This window comes from Pseudomonas triticifolii, assembly GCF_014358015.1.
Lineage (GTDB): Bacteria > Pseudomonadota > Gammaproteobacteria > Pseudomonadales > Pseudomonadaceae > Aquipseudomonas > Aquipseudomonas triticifolii.
The window spans coordinates 41,401-60,497 of record NZ_JACONV010000021.1; the positions used below are offsets into that span (position 1 = coordinate 41,401).

The 19,097-nt window shown below is 58.3% G+C and carries 17 protein-coding genes and 1 pseudogene; 15 read left to right on the plus strand and 3 right to left on the minus strand.

The window, feature by feature from the left end:
• Nucleotides 1-182 precede the first annotated feature (182 nt).
• Complete coding sequence (locus H8S56_RS20595; protein WP_187519636.1) at nt 183-1,259, plus strand: acyltransferase family protein; 1,077 nt, start codon at nt 183-185, stop codon at nt 1,257-1,259.
• A gap of 308 nt (nt 1,260-1,567) precedes the next feature.
• Here the strand turns inward: H8S56_RS20595 and rpsT are convergent, their stop codons facing one another.
• Nucleotides 1,568-1,846: a 30S ribosomal protein S20 gene (rpsT, locus tag H8S56_RS20600; protein ID WP_024688935.1), complete on the minus strand. Its 279-nt coding sequence runs from the start codon at nt 1,844-1,846 to the stop codon at nt 1,568-1,570.
• A gap of 251 nt (nt 1,847-2,097) precedes the next feature.
• On the opposite strand from rpsT, the gene murJ reads away from it, so the two are divergent.
• From murJ to ispH, 6 genes are all read left to right on the plus strand, one after another.
• Nucleotides 2,098-3,636, plus strand: a complete 1,539-nt coding sequence (gene murJ / locus H8S56_RS20605; RefSeq protein WP_187519619.1) for a murein biosynthesis integral membrane protein MurJ — start codon at nt 2,098-2,100, stop codon at nt 3,634-3,636.
• Nucleotides 3,637-3,768: 132 nt separating this feature from the next.
• Nucleotides 3,769-4,719, plus strand: a complete 951-nt coding sequence (gene ribF / locus H8S56_RS20610; RefSeq protein WP_187519620.1) for a bifunctional riboflavin kinase/FAD synthetase — start codon at nt 3,769-3,771, stop codon at nt 4,717-4,719.
• The gene (gene ileS, locus H8S56_RS20615) at nt 4,716-7,547 is read left to right on the plus strand and encodes an isoleucine--tRNA ligase (protein WP_024688932.1); all 2,832 of its coding nucleotides are present in this window, start codon (nt 4,716-4,718) and stop codon (nt 7,545-7,547) included. The genes ribF and ileS overlap by 4 nt, the downstream gene beginning before the upstream one ends.
• Complete coding sequence (gene lspA / locus H8S56_RS20620) at nt 7,540-8,055, plus strand: signal peptidase II (RefSeq protein WP_187519621.1); 516 nt, start codon at nt 7,540-7,542, stop codon at nt 8,053-8,055. Before ileS ends, lspA begins: the two co-directional genes overlap by 8 nt.
• On the plus strand, nt 8,048-8,524 hold the full coding sequence (locus H8S56_RS20625) for an FKBP-type peptidyl-prolyl cis-trans isomerase (RefSeq protein ID WP_024688930.1): 477 nt from the start codon (nt 8,048-8,050) through the stop codon (nt 8,522-8,524). Before lspA ends, H8S56_RS20625 begins: the two co-directional genes overlap by 8 nt.
• Before the next feature lie 58 nt (nt 8,525-8,582).
• Nucleotides 8,583-9,530, plus strand: coding sequence for a 4-hydroxy-3-methylbut-2-enyl diphosphate reductase (gene ispH / locus H8S56_RS20630; RefSeq protein WP_187519622.1), 948 nt, complete (start codon nt 8,583-8,585; stop codon nt 9,528-9,530).
• Nucleotides 9,531-9,536: 6 nt separating this feature from the next.
• Here ispH and H8S56_RS20635 read toward each other — a convergent pair whose 3' ends face one another.
• Nucleotides 9,537-10,037: a GspH/FimT family protein gene (locus tag H8S56_RS20635; RefSeq protein WP_187519623.1), complete on the minus strand. Its 501-nt coding sequence runs from the start codon at nt 10,035-10,037 to the stop codon at nt 9,537-9,539.
• Nucleotides 10,038-10,168: 131 nt separating this feature from the next.
• On the opposite strand from H8S56_RS20635, the gene H8S56_RS20640 reads away from it, so the two are divergent.
• The 8 genes and pseudogenes from H8S56_RS20640 to H8S56_RS20675 form a co-directional block, all read left to right on the plus strand.
• Nucleotides 10,169-10,630 (plus strand): GspH/FimT family pseudopilin, encoded by a 462-nt coding sequence (locus H8S56_RS20640; RefSeq protein WP_024696060.1) that lies wholly within the window; start codon nt 10,169-10,171, stop codon nt 10,628-10,630.
• On the plus strand, nt 10,630-11,145 hold the full coding sequence (gene pilV / locus H8S56_RS20645) for a type IV pilus modification protein PilV (RefSeq protein WP_187519624.1): 516 nt from the start codon (nt 10,630-10,632) through the stop codon (nt 11,143-11,145). Before H8S56_RS20640 ends, pilV begins: the two co-directional genes overlap by 1 nt.
• A complete protein-coding gene (locus tag H8S56_RS20650; RefSeq protein WP_024696062.1) occupies nt 11,142-11,846 on the plus strand; it encodes a PilW family protein in 705 nt (234 codons plus the stop codon). Before pilV ends, H8S56_RS20650 begins: the two co-directional genes overlap by 4 nt.
• 11 nt (nt 11,847-11,857) lie before the next feature.
• Nucleotides 11,858-12,361, plus strand: coding sequence for a pilus assembly PilX family protein (locus tag H8S56_RS20655; protein WP_187519625.1), 504 nt, complete (start codon nt 11,858-11,860; stop codon nt 12,359-12,361).
• Nucleotides 12,345-15,563, plus strand: a complete 3,219-nt coding sequence (locus H8S56_RS20660) for a pilus assembly protein (RefSeq protein ID WP_187519626.1) — start codon at nt 12,345-12,347, stop codon at nt 15,561-15,563. Before H8S56_RS20655 ends, H8S56_RS20660 begins: the two co-directional genes overlap by 17 nt.
• Nucleotides 15,564-15,573: 10 nt before the next feature.
• Nucleotides 15,574-15,975, plus strand: coding sequence for a type IV pilin protein (locus H8S56_RS20665; protein WP_024688922.1), 402 nt, complete (start codon nt 15,574-15,576; stop codon nt 15,973-15,975).
• Nucleotides 15,976-16,001: 26 nt separating this feature from the next.
• Nucleotides 16,002-17,114, plus strand: coding sequence for a glycine oxidase ThiO (gene thiO, locus H8S56_RS20670; protein ID WP_187519627.1), 1,113 nt, complete (start codon nt 16,002-16,004; stop codon nt 17,112-17,114).
• A gap of 231 nt (nt 17,115-17,345) precedes the next feature.
• Nucleotides 17,346-17,558: pseudogene (locus H8S56_RS20675) on the plus strand (NAD(P)/FAD-dependent oxidoreductase); the annotation flags it as partial.
• 197 nt (nt 17,559-17,755) lie between these two features.
• On the opposite strand, the gene H8S56_RS20680 reads toward H8S56_RS20675, so the two are convergent.
• Nucleotides 17,756-19,096: a sigma-54-dependent transcriptional regulator gene (locus H8S56_RS20680; RefSeq protein ID WP_187519628.1), complete on the minus strand. Its 1,341-nt coding sequence runs from the start codon at nt 19,094-19,096 to the stop codon at nt 17,756-17,758.
• Between the last annotated feature and the right edge of the window lies 1 nt (nt 19,097).

Genomic DNA, 19,097 nt, shown 5'->3' on the forward strand with positions numbered 1-19,097 from the left:
TGGTTTGAATACACCATGAGCAATCGTGGTGGCTGTTAATACCCTGTCCGGGTTTATCAGGCTGCAACTACCATTTCTATGGCTGTTAAGTGTGGTGTGTCAAAAACGTTATGAGGTAATAGTCGCGTTCAATAAAGCTTACTTAGTTAAAGCGTTAGGTGGGCCCGATGAATAATAAGCCAGTGAGGATGGTCTCATTACAGTATTTGCGGGGGCTCGCTGCATTACTTGTGGTGGTGGGGCATGGCGTATTTCTTTTTTGGGGGACGGATTGGAATGCGCATATACCTGCCCCGCTGGGCGTGGATATTTTTTTCATTGTAAGTGGTTTCATTATGACGTTAATCACTTACCAGTCGCCTGAAGGGTCGATATCTTTTATGGTCAGGCGCTTCTTTCGGGTCTGGCCGGCCTTGTGTGTGGTGTGGCTGATTTCCTATCTATTTGTTTACCCTGAAAGAGCCCTCGATCAGATGGCATGCATTCTGTATTTTTGTCTGCAGGACTACAGTCTCGCGGCACCTTCGTTCGGATACAGTGCGCTGGGACCGCCCTGGACCCTCACCTACGAGATCATGTTCTACCTTGTATTCACCCTTTCAATGAGTCTCAGCTACCGCTACCGCAGCTACGTCTGCGCACTGGTTTTTCTGGTGTCTTCGGTAGGGTTTCAGCTGTATTACAATGGTCATTTTGATTTTTCATCACAGTCCTCGCCCGATATTGTTGTCGAGCATGTATGGCAGGTCTGGATTAAGCTGATGAGCAACACCATCACGTTCGAGTTTGTCGCCGGCATGATGCTGGCCGAGTTAATGCTTGCGAACAGGCTGCCAGATCTGGCGCCGCCAGGGCGAATGCTTGTGCGGCTGATCCTTTTGTTGGCGACACTAAGTGTTTTCATTGTGGGTGAGCAGCCCCTCGGTATCAGTGGTGGTTTTTGGCTCGCATTAATCATTGTGTCGTCGGCTGTTATACTCGGTGATCGCTCTGAAGCAGGGGGTAATGCTACATTGGTTTTTCTCGGTGATATCTCCTACTCGCTTTATCTTGTTCATTACTCCCTGATGGTTTTCTTGATTCAATTTTTTCCTGGCAATGAGCTCTCCATTGAGAAGGCAGGGGTGTTCATCCTGTCGATCGCTGCAAGCATCGTGTTGGCTTTTTTCATGTTTGAGTGGGTTGAAAAACCGTCCATCAATGTGGGGAGAAAAGTGGCTCGTATGTTATCTGTTCGGCAGAAATTTCCTCCGCGCTAAAGTCTGGGCGGTGTGCGTGCTGATTGTGGTGAGCTCAGGAGGGGAGATTTGAACGGCCTGTGTTCGCTGTCGGTGCGGCCGCCAAAGAGGCTATTCCTTGTGGAGTGCAGCCTTTCTGGGTCGGGACATGAGCGCTCTGCGCAGTCTCGCTCAACGCATTAAAAGCCGTTGCCGCAATATCTGTAGCCACCGAGTTGCGAGCCAGTCGGCTTGTCCGGAAATGATCGGTGATACGCCTGGGTCGGGGTGGCTTTCCCGCAGGCAATAAAAAACCGACCCTGGGGTCGGTTTTTTAACAAGCGGATCGCTTAGGCTGCAGCAGCAAGGTTCAGAGCCTTGATGTGACCGTTCAGGCGACCTTTATGGCGAGCAGCTTTGTTCTTGTGGATGATGCCTTTATCGGCCATACGGTCGATAACAGGTACAGCCAGAACATAAGCAGCTTGCGCTTTTTCGGCGTCTTTTGCTTCGATGGCTTTCACTACATTCTTGATGTAGGTACGAACCATGGAACGCATGCTGGCGTTGTGGCTGCGACGCTTCTCAGCCTGTTTTGCACGTTTTTTGGCGGAAGGTGTGTTGGCCACCGTCGAGCTCCTCGAAAGACTTTGTGAAATAGCAAACAAAATAGGCCGCGAATCATGCCGATGAGTTGAAGTCTTGTCAAGGGCAGTTAAGGTGTTCCGCCGAGTGGTCGCTACATTTTTCCGGATGATTCATTTCCGGCGTATGACCTGTAAACTCGCGGCCTTTGGCTTCGGGCTTTTTAGCGGCGCGAAGTATCGCATAAATGGAGAGCTTAATCGCCCATCCTTTGCCAAGGCACACAACTCTTTCCATGAATCTACTCAAGTCACTCGCCGCCGTCAGCTCTATCACAATGGTTTCCCGGGTTCTGGGTTTTATCCGCGACACCATTATTGCGCGCACGTTCGGAGCCGGAATGGCGACCGATGCGTTCTTTATCGCGTTCAAGCTGCCCAATCTGTTACGCCGTATCTTTGCCGAAGGGGCGTTTTCACAGGCATTCGTGCCGATTCTGGCTGAATACAAGAGTCAGCAGGGCGAGGAGGCGACGCGCACGTTCGTGGCGTATGTCACCGGGCTGCTGACGCTTGCCCTGGCGCTGGTGACGCTATTGGGTGTGATCTTTGCGCCTTGGGTGATCTGGGCCACGGCGCCGGGCTTTGTCGATACGCCCGAGAAGTTTGCGCTCACCTCGGATCTGTTGCGGGTGACGTTTCCTTATATATTGCTGATCTCGCTGTCCTCGCTGGCGGGCGCGATCCTCAACACATGGAACCGTTTCTCGGTGCCCGCCTTCGTGCCGACCCTGCTCAATGTCAGCATGATCTTTTTCGCGCTGTTCCTGACGCCCTATTTCGACCCGCCGGTCATGGCGCTGGGTTGGGCGGTACTGGTGGGCGGGCTTTTGCAGCTTTTGTATCAACTGCCCCACCTGAAAAAGATCGGCATGCTGGTGCTGCCACGTCTGAATCTGCGTGACTCGGGTGTGTGGCGAGTGATGAAGCAGATGCTGCCGGCCATCCTTGGCGTCTCCGTCAGTCAGATTTCTCTGATTATCAACACGATATTTGCTTCATTCCTCGTCGCCGGGTCAGTGTCGTGGATGTACTATGCCGACCGCTTGATGGAGTTGCCGTCCGGGGTGCTGGGTGTCGCACTGGGCACAATCCTGCTGCCGATCCTGTCGAAAACCTACGCCCAGCGTGATCGTCAGGAGTATTCGCGGATTCTCGACTGGGGGCTGCGCCTGTGCTTCGTGCTGGTGTTGCCTTGCACCCTGGCGCTAGGGTTACTGGCTGAGCCACTGACCGTGTCGCTGTTTCAATACGGCAAATTCGATGCGCTGGACGCGGCCATGACCCAGCGTGCGCTGGTGGCCTATTCGGTTGGCTTGCTGGGTATCATCCTCATCAAGGTGCTGGCTCCCGGCTTTTATGCGCAGCAAAATATTCGCACCCCGGTGAAAATCGCGATCTTCACCCTCATAGTGACTCAGCTGCTCAATCTGGCCTTTATCGTGCCGTTGCAGCATGCGGGTCTGGCGCTGGCGATCAGTGTCGGGGCTTGCATTAATGCAGGCCTGTTGTTCTGGCAATTGCGCAAGCAGGCGTTGTTTCAGCCGCAGCCGGGCTGGGCGAAGTTTCTGTTTAAACTGTTGGTTGCGGTGGCCGTGATGTCAGGCGTCCTGCTGGGCATGATGCATTTCATGCCGGCCTGGGATGAAGGGCGCATGCTTGAGCGGTTCCTGCGCCTGGGCGCGTTGGTGGCGGCGGGTGTGGTGACCTACTTTGTCATGCTTTTGCTGCTGGGTTTCAGGCTACGGGATTTTGCCCGCAAGGCGATCATGTAGGCGGTATTTCAAAGGTGGGCAGTCGGGTTTGCGCGTTGTGCACCGACCGCTTTGATCGGGTCCTGGCGTGTTGCCTGTCGTCCGGGGACTTGTGTGGTTATAATCGGCCACTTTATGAGCAAGAAGTGCGTTATGCAGCTGGTTAGAGGTCTTCACAACCTGCGTCCCCAGCATCGGGGTTGCGTCGCCACGATTGGCAATTTCGACGGTGTTCACCGCGGCCACCAGGCCATCCTGGCGCGCTTGCGTGAACGCGCTGTCGAGTTGGGTGTGCCCAGCTGCGTGGTCATCTTCGAACCCCAGCCGCGTGAGTTTTTCGCGCCTGAGACCGCTCCGGCGCGTCTGGCACGTCTGCGCGACAAGCTCGAACTGCTGAGCGCCGAAGGTGTGGACCGGGTCCTGTGCCTGTCCTTCAATCAGCGCCTGAGCAAGCTCAGTGCCGCCAGCTTCGTGGAAACCGTCCTGATCGACGGGCTGGGTATCCAGCACCTTGAGGTCGGCGATGATTTTCGTTTTGGCTGCGACCGGGTCGGCGATTTCGACTTCCTGCAGCAGGCTGGAACGGCGTGTGGATTTACGGTGGAAGCGGCGCAGACCGTAGAAATCGATGGCCTGCGGGTCAGCAGTACCAAGGTGCGTAAAGCCTTGGCTGCCGCGGATTTTGCCTTGGCCGAGCGCATGCTCGGTCGCCCGTTCCAGATTACCGGACGGGTCTTGCATGGCCAGAAGCTGGCGCGTCAGTTGGGTACGCCCACCGCCAATGTGCAACTCAAGCGTCGTCGCGTTCCGCTGCGCGGGGTTTACCTGGTCAGTGTGGACATTGATGGCAAGGCCTGGCCGGGCGTCGCCAATATAGGCGTGCGCCCGACTGTGGCGGGTGATGGCAGTGCCCACCTTGAGGTGCATCTTCTGGATTTTGCCGGCGACCTTTACGGCCGGCGTTTGACGGTGGCTTTCCACCACAAGCTGCGTGATGAGCAGCGTTTTGCCTCTCTGGAGGCGCTCAAGACGGCGATCAATGCGGACGTCGCCGCCGCCCGTGCCCATTGGCATGGTCAACCGCTAACCAAGAGCCTGAAATGACCGACTATAAAGCCACGCTAAACCTTCCGGACACCGCCTTCCCTATGAAGGCCGGCCTGCCCCAGCGCGAGCCGCAAACTCTGCAGCGCTGGGACAGCATTGGCCTGTACCAGAAGCTGCGCGAAATTGGCAAGGATCGTCCGAAGTTCGTCCTGCACGACGGCCCTCCGTACGCCAACGGCAATATTCACATCGGTCATGCCGTCAACAAGATTCTCAAGGACATGATTCTGCGTTCCAAGACCCTGGCGGGCTTCGATGCCCCGTACGTGCCGGGCTGGGACTGCCATGGTCTGCCGATCGAGCACAAGGTCGAAGTGACCCACGGCAAGAACCTGTCTGCCGATAAAACCCGTGAGCTGTGCCGTGCCTACGCGGCCGAGCAGATCGAAGGCCAGAAGTCCGAGTTCATCCGTCTGGGTGTGCTGGGTGACTGGAGCAATCCGTACCTGACCATGAACTTCTCCAACGAAGCCGGGGAAATCCGCGCGCTGGCCGAGATGGTCAAGGGCGGTTTCGTCTTCAAGGGCCTGAAGCCGGTCAACTGGTGTTTCGATTGCGGCTCTGCACTGGCCGAAGCTGAAGTCGAATATCAGGACAAGAAGTCCTCGACCATCGACGTCGCATTCCCGATCGTCGATGAAGCGAAACTGGCCGCTGCGTTCGGCCTGACGTCGCTGGACAAGCCTGCGTCCATCGTCATCTGGACCACCACCCCGTGGACCATTCCGGCGAACCAGGCGCTGAACGTCCATCCTGAATTCAACTACGCGCTGGTCGATGTCGGCGACAAGCTGCTGGTGCTGGCCGAAGAGCTGGTCGAGTCCTGCATGGCTCGCTACAAGCTGGAAGGCACGGTCATCGCGACCACCACCGGCCAGTCGCTGGAACTGATCAACTTCCGTCACCCGTTCTACGACCGCCTGTCGCCGATCTACCTGGCTGACTACGTCGAGCTGGGCGCTGGCACCGGTATCGTTCACTGCTCGCCTGCCTATGGCGTGGATGACTTCAACATCTGCAAGGCCTACGGCATCAGCAACGACGACATCATCAGTCCAGTGCAGAGCAACGGCGTGTATGTCGAATCGCTGGAATTCTTCGGTGGCCAGTTCATCTTCAAGGCCAACCAGAACATCATCGACAAGCTGGCCGAAGTCGGCAGCCTGATGGACACCGAAACCATCAGCCACAGCTACATGCACTGCTGGCGTCACAAGTCGCCGCTGATCTACCGCGCCACTGCGCAGTGGTTCGTCGGCATGGACAAGCAGCCCGCCACTGGCGATACGCTGCGTGAGCGTGCGGTCAAGGCCATCGAAGACACCGAGTTCGTTCCGGCCTGGGGCCAGGCGCGCCTGCACTCGATGATCGCCAACCGTCCTGACTGGTGCATCTCGCGCCAGCGCAACTGGGGCGTGCCGATTCCGTTCTTCCTGCACAAGGAAAGCGGCGAGCTGCATCCACGTACCGTCGAGCTGATGGAGGAAGTGGCTCAGCGCGTCGAGAAAGAAGGCATCGAGGCGTGGTTCAAGCTGGACGCCAGCGAGTTGCTGGGTGACGAAGCAGCCAAGTACGACAAGATCTCCGACACACTGGATGTCTGGTTCGACTCAGGCACTACGCACTGGCACGTGCTGCGCGGCTCGCACCCGATGGGTCACGAAAGCGGCCCGCGTGCCGACCTGTACCTGGAAGGCTCCGACCAGCATCGTGGCTGGTTCCACTCGTCGCTGCTGACCGGTTGCGCCATCGACAACCATGCGCCGTATCGTGAGCTGCTGACCCACGGCTTTGTGGTCGACGAGAACGGTCGCAAGATGTCCAAGTCGCTGAACAACGTGGTTGCCCCGCAAAAGGTCAACGACTCGCTGGGCGCTGACATCATGCGTCTTTGGGTTTCGGCTACCGACTATTCGGGCGAGATGGCGGTGTCGGACCAGATCCTGCAGCGTAGCGCCGATGCCTATCGTCGTATCCGCAACACGGCTCGCTTCCTGCTCTCCAACCTGTCTGGCTTCAACCCGGCGACCGACATTTTGCCGGCCGAAGAAATGCTCGCGCTGGACCGCTGGGCGGTGGACCGCACCTTGCTGCTGCAGCGTGAGTTGCAAGAGCACTACGGCGAATACCGTTTCTGGAACGTGTACTCCAAGGTCCACAACTTCTGCGTGCAGGAGCTGGGCGGTTTCTACCTCGACATCATCAAGGACCGTCAGTACACCACGGCGGCGAACAGCACGGCACGCCGTTCATGCCAGACCGCGCTGTTCCACATCTCCGAAGCGCTGGTGCGCTGGATCGCGCCGATCCTGGCCTTTACCGCCGACGAGTTGTGGCAGTTCCTGCCGGGCGAGCGCAACGAATCCGTGATGCTCAACACCTGGTACGAAGGCCTGACCGAGATGCCGGCCGAGTTCGAAATGGACCGCGCCTATTGGGAGCGGATCATGGCGGTGAAGACGTCGGTCAACAAGGAAATGGAAAACCTGCGTGCTGCCAAGGCCATCGGCGGCAACCTGCAGGCTGAAGTGACCCTGTACGCCGAAGACTCGCTGGTGGCGGACCTGTCGAAGCTGAGCAACGAGCTGCGTTTCGTGTTGATCACCTCCACCGCCAGCGTTGCGCCTCTGGCAGCGGCCCCGGCTGATGCAGTAGTGACCGAAGTCGCCGGTCTGAAGCTCAAAGTGGTCAAGTCCGGTCACGCCAAATGCGCGCGTTGCTGGCATCACCGTGAGGACGTGGGCGTGAACCCTGAGCATCCTGAGATCTGCGGTCGCTGTGTGGACAACATCAGCGGTGCGGGCGAGGTGCGTCACTATGCGTGATTCTGCTCCAGGCCGTTTTGGCCGCCTGAGCTGCTTGTGGTTGAGCGTGCTGGTTCTGGTCATCGACCAGGCCAGCAAGTTCTACTTCGAGAACCGCCTGGGCCTGTACGAACAGATTGTGGTGATTCCTGACTATTTCAGCTGGATGCTGGCGTACAACACCGGTGCTGCGTTCAGCTTCCTGGCTGACGGTGCTGGCTGGCAGCGCTGGTTGTTTGCCCTGATCGCCATCGTGGTCAGCGCCGTGCTGGTGGTCTGGCTCAAGCGTCTGGGGCGCGACGACACCTGGCTGGCCATCGCGCTGGCGCTGGTACTGGGCGGCGCGCTGGGTAACCTTTACGACCGTATCGTGCTGGGCCACGTGATCGACTTCATTCTGGTCCACTGGCAGAATCGCTGGCATTTCCCGGCGTTCAATGTGGCCGACAGCGGTATTACCGTGGGTGCGATCATGCTGGCGCTGGACATGTTCAAAAGCAAGAAAACCGGAGAGCCTGCCCATGACTGAACAGTCTTCGATTCAAGGTTCGTCCGACGAGCTGCGCATCGGCCAGAATACGCAGGTCACACTGCATTTTGCCCTGCGTCTGGAAAACGGTGACACCGTCGACAGCACCTTCGACAAAGCACCCGCCACGTTCAAGGTCGGTGACGGCAACCTGCTGCCAGGTTTTGAAGCCGCCATTTTCGGTTTTAAGGCAGGCGACCGGAAGACCGTGCAGATTCTGCCGGAAAACGCCTTTGGTCAGCCCAACCCACAAAACGTGCAGATCATGCCACGCTCGCAGTTTGCGGGAATGGAACTGTCTGAAGGGTTGCTGGTGATCTTCAATGACGCAGCGAACACTGAGCTGCCCGGCGTGGTGAAAGTATTCGATGATGAGCAGGTCACCATCGACTTCAATCATCCGCTGGCAGGCAAAACGCTGAGCTTTGAAGTGCAAATCTTCGAAGTGAAGGCGATTCTGGCGTCCTGATCCCGATATCGAGCCCGGCTTTGGCCGGGCTGCTTCGCACGTAACCATGAGGCACAGCATGCAAATCAAACTCGCCAACCCCCGCGGCTTTTGCGCAGGTGTGGATCGCGCGATCGAAATCGTCAATCGCGCTCTGGAAGTGTTTGGTCCGCCAATCTATGTGCGCCATGAAGTGGTTCATAACAAATTCGTCGTCGAAGACCTTCGCTCGCGTGGCGCGATCTTCGTCGAAGAGCTGGAGCAGGTACCGGACGACGTCATCGTCATCTTCAGTGCCCACGGTGTTTCCCAGGCAGTGCGTACTGAAGCCGCCAGCCGTGGCCTGAAGGTATTCGATGCCACTTGCCCGCTGGTGACCAAGGTCCACATCGAAGTCGCCCGCTACAGCCGTGATGGTCGCGAATGCATTCTGATCGGCCACGAAGGCCATCCGGAAGTCGAAGGCACCATGGGGCAGTACGATGCCGCCAATGGCGGGGCGATTTATCTGGTCGAGGATGAAGCCGACGTTGCAAGCCTGCAGGTGCGCAACCCGGATTCGCTGGCGTTCGTGACCCAGACTACGTTGTCGATGGATGACACCAGTCGCGTCATCGATGCATTGCGTCAGAAATTCCCGGCCATCGGCGGACCGCGCAAGGATGACATCTGCTATGCCACTCAAAACCGTCAGGATGCGGTCAAGCAACTGGCCGATGAATGCGACGTAGTGCTGGTGGTCGGCAGCCCGAACAGCTCCAACTCCAACCGTCTGCGTGAGCTGGCCGAGCGCATGGCCACACCTGCCTATCTCATCGACGGTGCCGAAGACATGCAGCGCAGCTGGTTCGACGGCGTCGAGCGCATCGGCATCACCGCAGGTGCTTCGGCACCGGAAGTGCTGGTACGGGGTGTGATCCGGCAGTTGCAGGCATGGGGCGCAACCGGAGCCGATGAGCTGGCGGGTCGTGAAGAGAACATTACGTTCTCGATGCCCAAAGAGTTGCGGGTCAAATCGCTGCTCTGAGGTTGCTCAGCCGCACAGCGGCGCTTCAGCTTTCGTATCCTCGATTCTGACCCGGCCGGTTCTGGCCACTATCACGCGATAGTGACTGACCGGCTGATCCCTGATACACACGTGTATTGTCCCGTTGGCCGCGTTACGCAGGCCGCCCAGCCCGGTAAATGTCAGGTGTTCAGCCACTTTTGTATTGCCGACGATTCGGGTGTTTGCCGACCTCGCACGCTCGATGAGCAGCACGTCCTGATCGTCAGGGCCCCTGCCGTCTGCGTCGAGAATCATCCGCCAGCCGTTGCTCCAGTCGTTCTCGATAGCGTGAATCGTCACCCATTGGTTATGCGTGATGGCCGCCACCCTTGCCGACCGGATGCCGCTAGCCAGTTCCTGGGCCGCAACGAGCCTGCGGTGATCATCCACCAACTCTGTCACAGAGGGCATCGCGATATTGGCCAGAATCGCCACCAGGGCGACGACCACCAACAATTCAACGAGCGTGAATCCTGCCTGCTTCATTTGTTTTCCTTCCCTGGAAAGGCTGTTACAAAAGCGTGCGGGCGTTCGTCGTCGCAAAACAACCGTACGTCCCGCTATAGATTTCCCGACGGCATTGCTGCCTTATAGTCGTAACGTCTAGGAGACACTCAATGCGTCATAGAGCCAAGGGATTCAGTCTTGTTGAATTGTTAGTCGCTGTGTCCCTCGTGGGCATTCTGGCGGCTATCGCTATCCCCAATTTCAGCAGCACCTTGCAGAGCAACAAAGCCGACACCGAGCTCAATGATTTGCAGCGGGCGCTCAACTATGCGCGGCTTGAGGCGATAAACAGGGGTGTGACCATAAGAATCGCTCCGACTGCAGGAAATGCATGGAATACCGAACTGCAGGTGTATCCGGCCTCCGATGCGAACAATGTCCTGCGCAAGGTCGCACCCATGAGCAGCGGCGGCACCCTTGTGGCCGCCAACGTCAATGCAATGGATTTCAATAACCTGGGCGGTCTCATCGCGCCCGGCAATGCTGTGGCGATGACCTACACCCGAGGCTCGATCATCAGAACCATGAATATCTGTCTGACCGGCCGGATCGTGCTCGGTGGAAGTTGCTGATGCCTAGAACAAACCGACATCGCCAGAATGGCATGACCCTGATCGAAGTGCTGGTGTCGGTGTTGATCCTCGCCATCGGTTTGCTGGGAGCCGCTGCCATTCAGCTCAACGCGTTGAAGTACACCGACAGCGCTACGCTGCGCAGTCAGGCCAGTTTTATCGCGTACGACATGATGGACCGGATTCGTGCGAACGTGGACGGCAATGCCTCTGACAATGGCACGACCAATGTCCTGGCGACCTACGCGCTGGCCAATCTGGCCGCTGCCCCTGTCGCCAACCTTAACGTCGCCCGCGATCAGGACCTGGCGGACTTCAGAACCAACATTACGGCGTTCGCCGGCACCTCAGGGACCGGAATCATCAACGTCAGTAGAGCGCCGGAGGTGACCATTACCATAGGCTGGGATGACACACGTGCTGCGGTGGCGAGCGACAAGGCCACCGGACCTGCCACGGCGACCGTGTCCACGCAGACCTTTACCCTGACTTCACGCATTGGGGTCAACCCATGAGGCGATCGAGCAAAGGTTTTGGCCTGATCGAAATCATGGTGGCGGTGGTGCTCGGGCTGGTCGTGACGCTGGGCATCATCCAGATATTCACGGCCGCCAGAGCGACGTATCAGAGCCAGAACGCGGCGGCGAGCATGCAGGAAGATGCCCGGTTCGTACTGAGCAAACTGGTGCAGGAAATCCGTATGGCGGGCACCTACGGGTGCCTGAGCTTCAATAATTACGCTCCGGTAGCGCCGGCCATTGCCTGGCCTGTGGCGCTCGATAATCCCGTCCTGTGGGACAACGCCAACAACACCCTCACCCTGGTGACCACCGATGTGGGTTTCACCGGCGGTGCGCCCACCTGGACCATCATTTCGGACTGCAGGACCAACACCCAGCTGTACGCAGGTACAAGGGCGCCGCTGGCGGGGGAAACGGCGTTCCCACTGCGCCAGTTGGTCTACACCCTCAATGGTACGGACCTGACGATAAGGTTCGGTGCGGGAGGCAATGCACAGCCGTTGCTGCAGAACGTCAGCCGCTTTGTAGTGACCTTTGGTATGGCGGGAGATCCCATGTCCTACACCCCGACCATCAACGTCGCCAATGCCGCCGATATACGCAGTATTCGTATCGAATTGACCCTGCAAGACCCGAACAATCGGGTAAGGGAGCAGCGCTACAGCGTTGTCGCCCATGTGCGTAACCGCTTTTGAACGGGCCTGGCATGATCAAGACCGCACGATTCACACGGATGAAAACCTTTCCCGCCCACCAGCGGGGCATGGTGTTACTGGTCAGTCTGGTGTTCCTCTTGTTGCTCACACTGCTGGGTATTTCTTCCATGCAGAATGCGACCCTGCAGGAAAAAATGGCGGGCAGCGTGACGGTGCGTAATCTCTCGTTTCAAAAGTCTGAGGCTGTACTGAGGCTGGGGGAAGCTGCGATAGCCAACCTTGCCGTGGCCCCCTGCACCAGCCCTGCTACGTGCGCGCCTCCGGTCGAATCCACTGTCTTGACAGCTGCGGGACGCAATGCCGCTTCAGGGGTGACCTGGATTGCAGACGGTGGGGGGTTTTATGGTGTTCAGAATCTGGGCAATCCGTCTGCTGCGCTCTTTAAGTGCCAGACGTTGAATCCGAGTCTGGTCACGCTGTATCGGGTCACGGCCGTTTCCATTCAGGGGCCAACGCGAACTGTTCTGGAGAGTATTTATGCCACGAATTGCTAAGACACTTCGTCGTGCCCTGAAGTACGTCTACGGTGCATTGCTGGCGTTGTACCTGACCACGCCCGTGTACGCGTTCACGCCTGCGCAAGTCCCGCTGCTCAGCTCCTCGGCTGTGCCACCCAATCTCATGCTGATGGTCGACAACTCGGGGAGTATGTACAACATTATCTGGGCGTCCGGTTTTGACCAGAATGTAGTCCGGCCCAGCATCAGCTATTACTCCACTCAATGCACCAATGGTTTCTTTACCGTCCCTTGCCCGTTCAGCAGCACCATATCCGGAGAGCAGACGCTGTCAGTGGGCGACATCAACTCCACCAGCATTGTCGGGGTCAATTTGTCGTGCCTGTTCGGCGGGCGCCCGATCTTCCGCAATGGCATACGGTATTGCATGGTGTTGCCTGACCCGGCAGGCAACGGGCTGACACGTTACACCGCGGACTACCTGTCCTACCTGATCGACCTGGTTACCCCGGGGTTGCTTGATGGGGGCGTTCGCAACTACACCAACGGTGTGATTCCGAACGATTTCCGCATGAACGTGGCGAAAACCGTGGCGAGCACACTGGTCTCCAATAATCTGTCGCTAAGAATCGGGCTGGCGTCTTTCAACGAACCGAACAACTCGGACCGAGGGCCTGGTGGCAAGATCGCCCGGGTTGTTTCGGACTTGTCTCCTGTACCCGCGACAACCTATCAGCCCAATGGTGTCAGCCAGACGCAGGCCACCACCAACGTCAATGCTCTCAAGCAGGCGATTACCGCGTTGACGCCGTCTGCCAACACGCCGCTGGCAGAAACCTACTACGAAATCACTCGTTATTTCCGTGGGATGACGCCCTATTATCCGAGCGGTTCCACGTACACGAGCCCGATTCAGTACCGCTGCCAAAAGAACTATGGCGTGGTGATCACCGATGGCTTGCCGACTTACGACCGTACCTTCCCCAATGATGACCCTGAAGACCTCGCTGATACGGCGCGCTCGCTGCCCAATTGGGACCTGAATGCCGCCAACGATGGACCCAACCTGCAGGGCGACGGCGAGGGCGATACGCTTTATCTGGACGATCTGGCGAAATTTGCCTACGACATCGATCTGCGCAAGGACGCTTCGAACTCGACGGGGGACCTGACGGGCAAGAGTTGGGACAACGCAGGCTTTACCAGGCAGAACCTGTCGACCTACACCATCGGTTTCACGACCGACAACCAGATGCTGCTGGATGCCGCCGATGACAATCATGGGCATGGCAAGTACTTCCAGGCCAATGACAGCGCAGGCCTCAGCGCTGCGCTGAACCTGGCCTTGACCGACATCTATGCCAAGGTCGGGTCGGGCAGCTCTGGCACAGCTAACTCGTTCACACTTACCAGCGGAACCCAGTTCTATCAGGCCATTTATGACCCGAGTGACTGGCACGGTACGATCAAGGCATACAGCCTGGACCCCATAACCGGCGCGCTTGGCGCGGTCGCCTGGAACACGGACAGCGTAATTGTCAGCGGTTCGACTGCGCCTGTTTTCGAGTCCTGGAATACCGCAACGTCCGCCAGGATCACGCTCGACTACGCCAACCTGAGCGCTCCCCAGCAAACGGCTTTCAACGCCACGTTGCCGAGCAATGTCTCCGGCACCGAGCTGATTGCATGGTCCAAAGGTGCCACCAATGCCAAGCTGAGGTCGCGAACCCGATTGCTGGGGGACATTATCAACGGTCCGCTGGGCTCTGGGTTGCCGACCCAGAAAACCGCTGTCGACCTGCTGGGTGACGACAGCTACACCACCTATCTGGCGGCCAAAGCCAGGGGCATGTCTGCCAGCCTTCTGGTCAATGCCAACGATGGCTATTTCAATATTATTAATCCTGCCAACGGTTCCCGCCGTTACGCCTACATGCCATCGACGGCGCTGGGCTCGCTGGCGACCATCGCTTCCAGCACTTATGGGTCAGGCGTTCACCGGTTCACGGTCGACGGTCAGATTTCGGTCTTCGACACGCAGGTGTCCGCCGGGTCGGCCTGGCGAACCGTTGCCTATGGCGGTACCGGGGCAGGCGGCAAGGCGTTCTTTGCGATCAAGCTGTATGACGTGGCCAGCAATACGCCCGTTGCGCTTTGGGAGGTCAAGGCACCTGATGCTTCCACCACCACCAACGTTTTCAACAACCTGGGTTATGCCTACTCCAAGCCTGAGGTTGCCCGTATGGCCGATGGCACCGGGATCGTAGTGGTGGGTAACGGCTATGGCAGCTTCACAGGCCGGGCTTCCCTGTTTGTCCTCAATGCCAATACCGGGGCGTTCATTGCCGAGATACCCACACCCGTCATCGGCAATGAAACAGATAACGGACTGTCGTCGGTGAAGTTGCGCGTCAATTCCCAGAACATCGTGCAGGCTGCTTATGCCGGAGACTTGAAAGGGCGTCTCTGGAAGTTCGACATGAGCGCATCCAATCCCTCGAGCTGGTCTGTGGCCTTTGGTGGTGCACCGTTGTTCACAGCGCCAAGAGGGGCTGACCAGCCGATCACGGTTCAGCCGCTGCTACTCAATCATCCACTCAACGGCAAACTGGTCTACTTCGGTACGGGCAAGTTTCTGGAAGCCGCTGATAAGCAGACGACCGCGCTTCAGGACTTTTATGCGATCTGGGACAGCGATGGTGGCGCGGGCCGTGTCGTCGAAGCGAATCTTCAGCCACAAGCTGTCAGTGGCAGTGTGGTGAGCAACGGCAACACCTATTTCACGTCCACCAGCCGCGATGTCGATTGGGCCACCAAAAAAGGCTGGTTCATGCCGCTGGCGACCCAAGCGCCTTATCCGGGAGAGCGGATCATCTACCCGGCCCAGACCAGCCGGGAGCGGATCATTTTTACCACCGCATCGGTGAATTCCACCGACCCTTGTGAAAGCACCGGGACCGGGCGACTCTTCGAGCTCGATGCGGCAACAGGCAGCATGCTCAACTATCAGGTGCTGGACACCAATGGAGACAACAGCATCAACGGCTTTGACCTGAACGTGGCCGGTCTGGGGTTCGGTACCGGTATTCCGGTCGTCTCCGTCATCGTTTCGCCCACCCGTTCAGGCCCTGAGGCCCCTGAGATCAAAGTCGTCAGTACGTCCAGTGCTGCCGCGCCGTTTCCCCTTCAGGAGAAGGGTGGCGTCAACCAGCGCATCATGTGGCGACAAATCCAATAGGAAGAAAATCATGCGAGCAACATCCAGGGGCTTTACGTTGATCGAACTCATGATCGTCGTGGCGATTGTCGGTATTCTTGCCGCAGTGGCGTACCCCAGTTACACCGAGTACGTGAAGCGCTCCCATCGTGCTGAAATTGCCAGCCTGCTGTCCGAACAGACCCAGGCGCTGGAGCGTTTTTACTCGCGTACAGGCAGTTACCGGAATTTCGTGGGCATGAGCGGCGGCAATAGTTACTACGCCATCGCGTCGGTCCTCAACGACGCCGACTTCACATTGACAGCAGCCCCTGTTGGTTCATCCATGATGAATGGTGATAAATGCGGTAGCTTCGTCATCAAGAATACGGGCGAATACAGCAACACTGGCGCTTCCAGCGGTGTTACCCGTAAAGACTGTTGGGGCCGATAAGCCCTTTTTCCTGCTCAGAGACCAAAATGCCCAAGCAACACGTAGTGATCGTCGGCGGTGGTGTGATCGGTTTGTTGACCGCCTTCAACCTGGCGTCGGCGGATGTGAATGTCGTACTGCTGGATCGATCGGGCATTGGGCTTGAGTCTTCCTGGGCTGGTGGCGGCATTGTTTCGCCGCTGTATCCGTGGCGCTACAGCCCGGCTGTGACGGCGCTGGCGCATTGGTCGCAGGATTTCTATCCGCATCTGGGTAAGCGCTTGCTCGCGCAGACCGGTCTTGATCCCGAGGTTCACACCACAGGCTTGTACTGGCTGGATCTGGACGACGAGCAGCAGGCGCTTGAGTGGGCTGTTCGGGAAAACCGTCCACTGAGCCGGGTCGATATCTCGGCCGTGCATGACGCCGTACCCGCGCTGGGGCAGGGCTATTCGCGCGCGATCTACATGGCTGACGTGGCCAATGTGCGTAACCCCCGACTGGTCAAATCCCTGAAGGCTGCGCTGCTGGCGATGCCGAACGTCGAGATTCGCGAACAGTGCGAGGTCAACGGCTTCATGCGTCGGGAAGGCAGGGTCGTAGGTGTGAAAACGGCTTCGGGAGATATTCAGGCTGACCGCGTTGTAATGGCGGCGGGCGCCTGGAGTGGTGAATTGCTCAAAACCCTGGATCTGGATGTGCCGGTCGAACCGGTGAAAGGGCAGATGATTCTGTACAAGTGCGCGTCGGATTTCCTGCCCAGCATGGTGCTGGCAAAAGGGCGCTACGCGATTCCACGTCGTGACGGGCACATCCTGATCGGCAGCACGCTGGAACACGCAGGTTTTGACAAGACCACGACTGAGGCGGCGCTTGAAAGCCTCAAGGCCTCGGCTGTCGAGCTGATTCCGGCATTGGCGGACGCCGAGCCTGTCGCGCAATGGGCGGGCCTGCGTCCGGGCTCGCCGGAAGGCATTCCGTTCATTGGCCCGGTGCCCGGCTTCGAAGGGCTGTGGCTCAACTGCGGTCATTACCGCAACGGTCTGGTGCTGGCGCCTGCGTCGTGCCAGTTACTTGCCGATTTATTGCTGGGGCACGAGCCGATCATCGATCCAGCGCCCTACGCGCCGCAAGGCCGTATCACGCCCGCAAGGATATGAGCTGCGTCTTCATCAATAAAATATAACGTGCTGAATAAGTGCAGCTTTTGTGGGAGGCGGCTTGCCGGCGAAGCGGTTTTTCAAGCGCCATGTCGGTGACTGAACTGACGCCATCGCCGGCAAGTCGCTTCCCATAGGCTGTGTTTGTAGTGATACAGCGTTGTGTCAGGGGCCTTTGAAAACCCTTGCCTTCCCGCTCAATCCAGCCCCGGCTTTTTCAACCAAAGGACGGGCCTGCGTCCGGGCTCGCCGGAAGGCATTCCGTTCATTGGTCCGGTGCCCGGCTTCGAAGGGCTGTGGCTCAACTGCGGTCATTACCGCAATGGTCTGGTGCTGGCGCCTGCGTCGTGCCAGTTACTTGCCGATTTATTGCTGGGGCACGAGCCGATCATCGATCCAGCGCCCTACGCGCCGCACGGCCGTATCACGCCCGCCCGGACATGAACTGCGTCTTCATCAATAAAATATAACGTGCTGGATAAATGCAGCTTTTGTGGGAGGCGGCTTGCCGGCGAAGCGGTTTTTCAAGCGCCATGTCGGTGACTGAACTGACGCCATCGCCGGCAAGCCGCTTCCCATAGGCTGTGTTTGTAGCGATACAGCGCTGTGTCAGGGGCCTTTGAATACCCGTGCCTTCCCGCTCAATCCAGCCCCAGCTTTTTCAACCGATAGCGCATCGACCTGAATGACAGGCTGAGTCGTTGGGCTGCTGCTGTCCGGTTCCAGCGGGTCTCTTCCAGGGCCTGCAGAATCAGTTTGCGTTCGATGCCTTCCAGATAATCTTCCAGATTGTCGATGTCGGCCAGGTTGGGGCCGTCGCTTTCTGCGGTTCTGACCGACTCCGCCAGGCGCAGGTCGCTGGTATGGATTTCATCGTTCTCGCACAGCGTGTAGGCCCGTTCCAACATGTTTTCCAGCTCTCGGACGTTGCCAGGAAAGCGGTAGTTCTTCAGGGTTTCCAGCGCCTGGGCATTCAGCCGGGCCGCAGGTAGGCCGCTATTGGCTGCCAGGCGTTGCAGGACGATGGCGGCGAGTTGGTCAATGTCTTCGCGACGCTCACGCAGGGACGGCACGCACAGTTCAATGACGTTCAAGCGGTAATAGAGATCCTGACGGAAGCGCCCGGCCGCCACTTCCACGCTGAGGTCCTTGTGGGTCGCACACAGAATCCGTACATCCACCACCTGCTCCTGCTGGCCCCCGACGCTGCGAATGGACTTTTCCTGTATGGCGCGCAGCAGTTTTACCTGCATGGCCAGCGGCAGGTCGGCGACCTCGTCCAGAAACAGCGTGCCGTTCTGGGCGGCTTGAAACAGTCCGGGCTTGTCTTCGTGAGCGCCCGTGAAGCTGCCTTTGCGATGCCCGAAAAATTCGCTTTCCATCAGGTCAGTCGGAATGGCACCACAGTTGACCGGCACAAAGGGTTTTTCGCCGCGCGGTCCCTGTTCGTGGATCAGTCGTGCCACCAACTCCTTGCCACTGCCTGACTCGCCGCTGATATAGACCGGGGCCTGGCTGCGCGCCAGCTTGGCGATCTGGTTGCGCAGCGTGCGCATGGGCGGCGAATCACCCAACAGGCGGTTGGCCAGGGCGCGCACCGGCTGGGCGATGGGCGTGAGGCGTAACGCACTGTTGACCAGTTCGCGCAGCCTGCCCAGGTCCACCGGCTTGGTCAGGAAGTCGAACGCACCGGCCTTGAGCGCCTGAATGGCGGTGTCCAGGCTGCCATGCGCCGTGATCATCGCCACGGGAACGTGCGCAAAATGCTGCTGGATATGCTGCACCAGCTCCAGGCCATTGCCGTCGGGCAGACGCATGTCCGTCAGGCACATGTCGAACGGTTCGCGAGCCAGGTACTCACGTGCTTCGGCAACATTGCAGGCACTGCGCGTGTCGAGCTTCATTCGGCCCAGCGTAATCTCCAGAAGTTCGCGAATGTCCGGCTCATCGTCAACGATCAGGATCTTTTGCCGTAGGGTCATG

What these genes read in the sequence shown, in the direction of transcription:
- murJ (WP_187519619.1), top strand. Translation starts at nt 2,098, where the DNA reads ATGAATCTACTCAAGTCACTCGCCGCCGTCAGCTCTATCACAATGGTT.
- ribF (WP_187519620.1), top strand. Translation starts at nt 3,769, where the DNA reads ATGCAGCTGGTTAGAGGTCTTCACAACCTGCGTCCCCAGCATCGGGGT.
- ileS (WP_024688932.1), top strand. Translation starts at nt 4,716, where the DNA reads ATGACCGACTATAAAGCCACGCTAAACCTTCCGGACACCGCCTTCCCT.
- lspA (WP_187519621.1), top strand. Translation starts at nt 7,540, where the DNA reads ATGCGTGATTCTGCTCCAGGCCGTTTTGGCCGCCTGAGCTGCTTGTGG.
- H8S56_RS20625 (WP_024688930.1), top strand. Translation starts at nt 8,048, where the DNA reads ATGACTGAACAGTCTTCGATTCAAGGTTCGTCCGACGAGCTGCGCATC.
- ispH (WP_187519622.1), top strand. Translation starts at nt 8,583, where the DNA reads ATGCAAATCAAACTCGCCAACCCCCGCGGCTTTTGCGCAGGTGTGGAT.
- H8S56_RS20635 (WP_187519623.1), bottom strand. Translation starts at nt 10,037, where the DNA reads ATGAAGCAGGCAGGATTCACGCTCGTTGAATTGTTGGTGGTCGTCGCC.
- H8S56_RS20640 (WP_024696060.1), top strand. Translation starts at nt 10,169, where the DNA reads ATGCGTCATAGAGCCAAGGGATTCAGTCTTGTTGAATTGTTAGTCGCT.
- pilV (WP_187519624.1), top strand. Translation starts at nt 10,630, where the DNA reads ATGCCTAGAACAAACCGACATCGCCAGAATGGCATGACCCTGATCGAA.
- H8S56_RS20650 (WP_024696062.1), top strand. Translation starts at nt 11,142, where the DNA reads ATGAGGCGATCGAGCAAAGGTTTTGGCCTGATCGAAATCATGGTGGCG.
- H8S56_RS20655 (WP_187519625.1), top strand. Translation starts at nt 11,858, where the DNA reads ATGATCAAGACCGCACGATTCACACGGATGAAAACCTTTCCCGCCCAC.
- H8S56_RS20660 (WP_187519626.1), top strand. Translation starts at nt 12,345, where the DNA reads ATGCCACGAATTGCTAAGACACTTCGTCGTGCCCTGAAGTACGTCTAC.
- H8S56_RS20665 (WP_024688922.1), top strand. Translation starts at nt 15,574, where the DNA reads ATGCGAGCAACATCCAGGGGCTTTACGTTGATCGAACTCATGATCGTC.
- thiO (WP_187519627.1), top strand. Translation starts at nt 16,002, where the DNA reads ATGCCCAAGCAACACGTAGTGATCGTCGGCGGTGGTGTGATCGGTTTG.
- H8S56_RS20680 (WP_187519628.1), bottom strand. Translation starts at nt 19,096, where the DNA reads ATGACCCTACGGCAAAAGATCCTGATCGTTGACGATGAGCCGGACATT.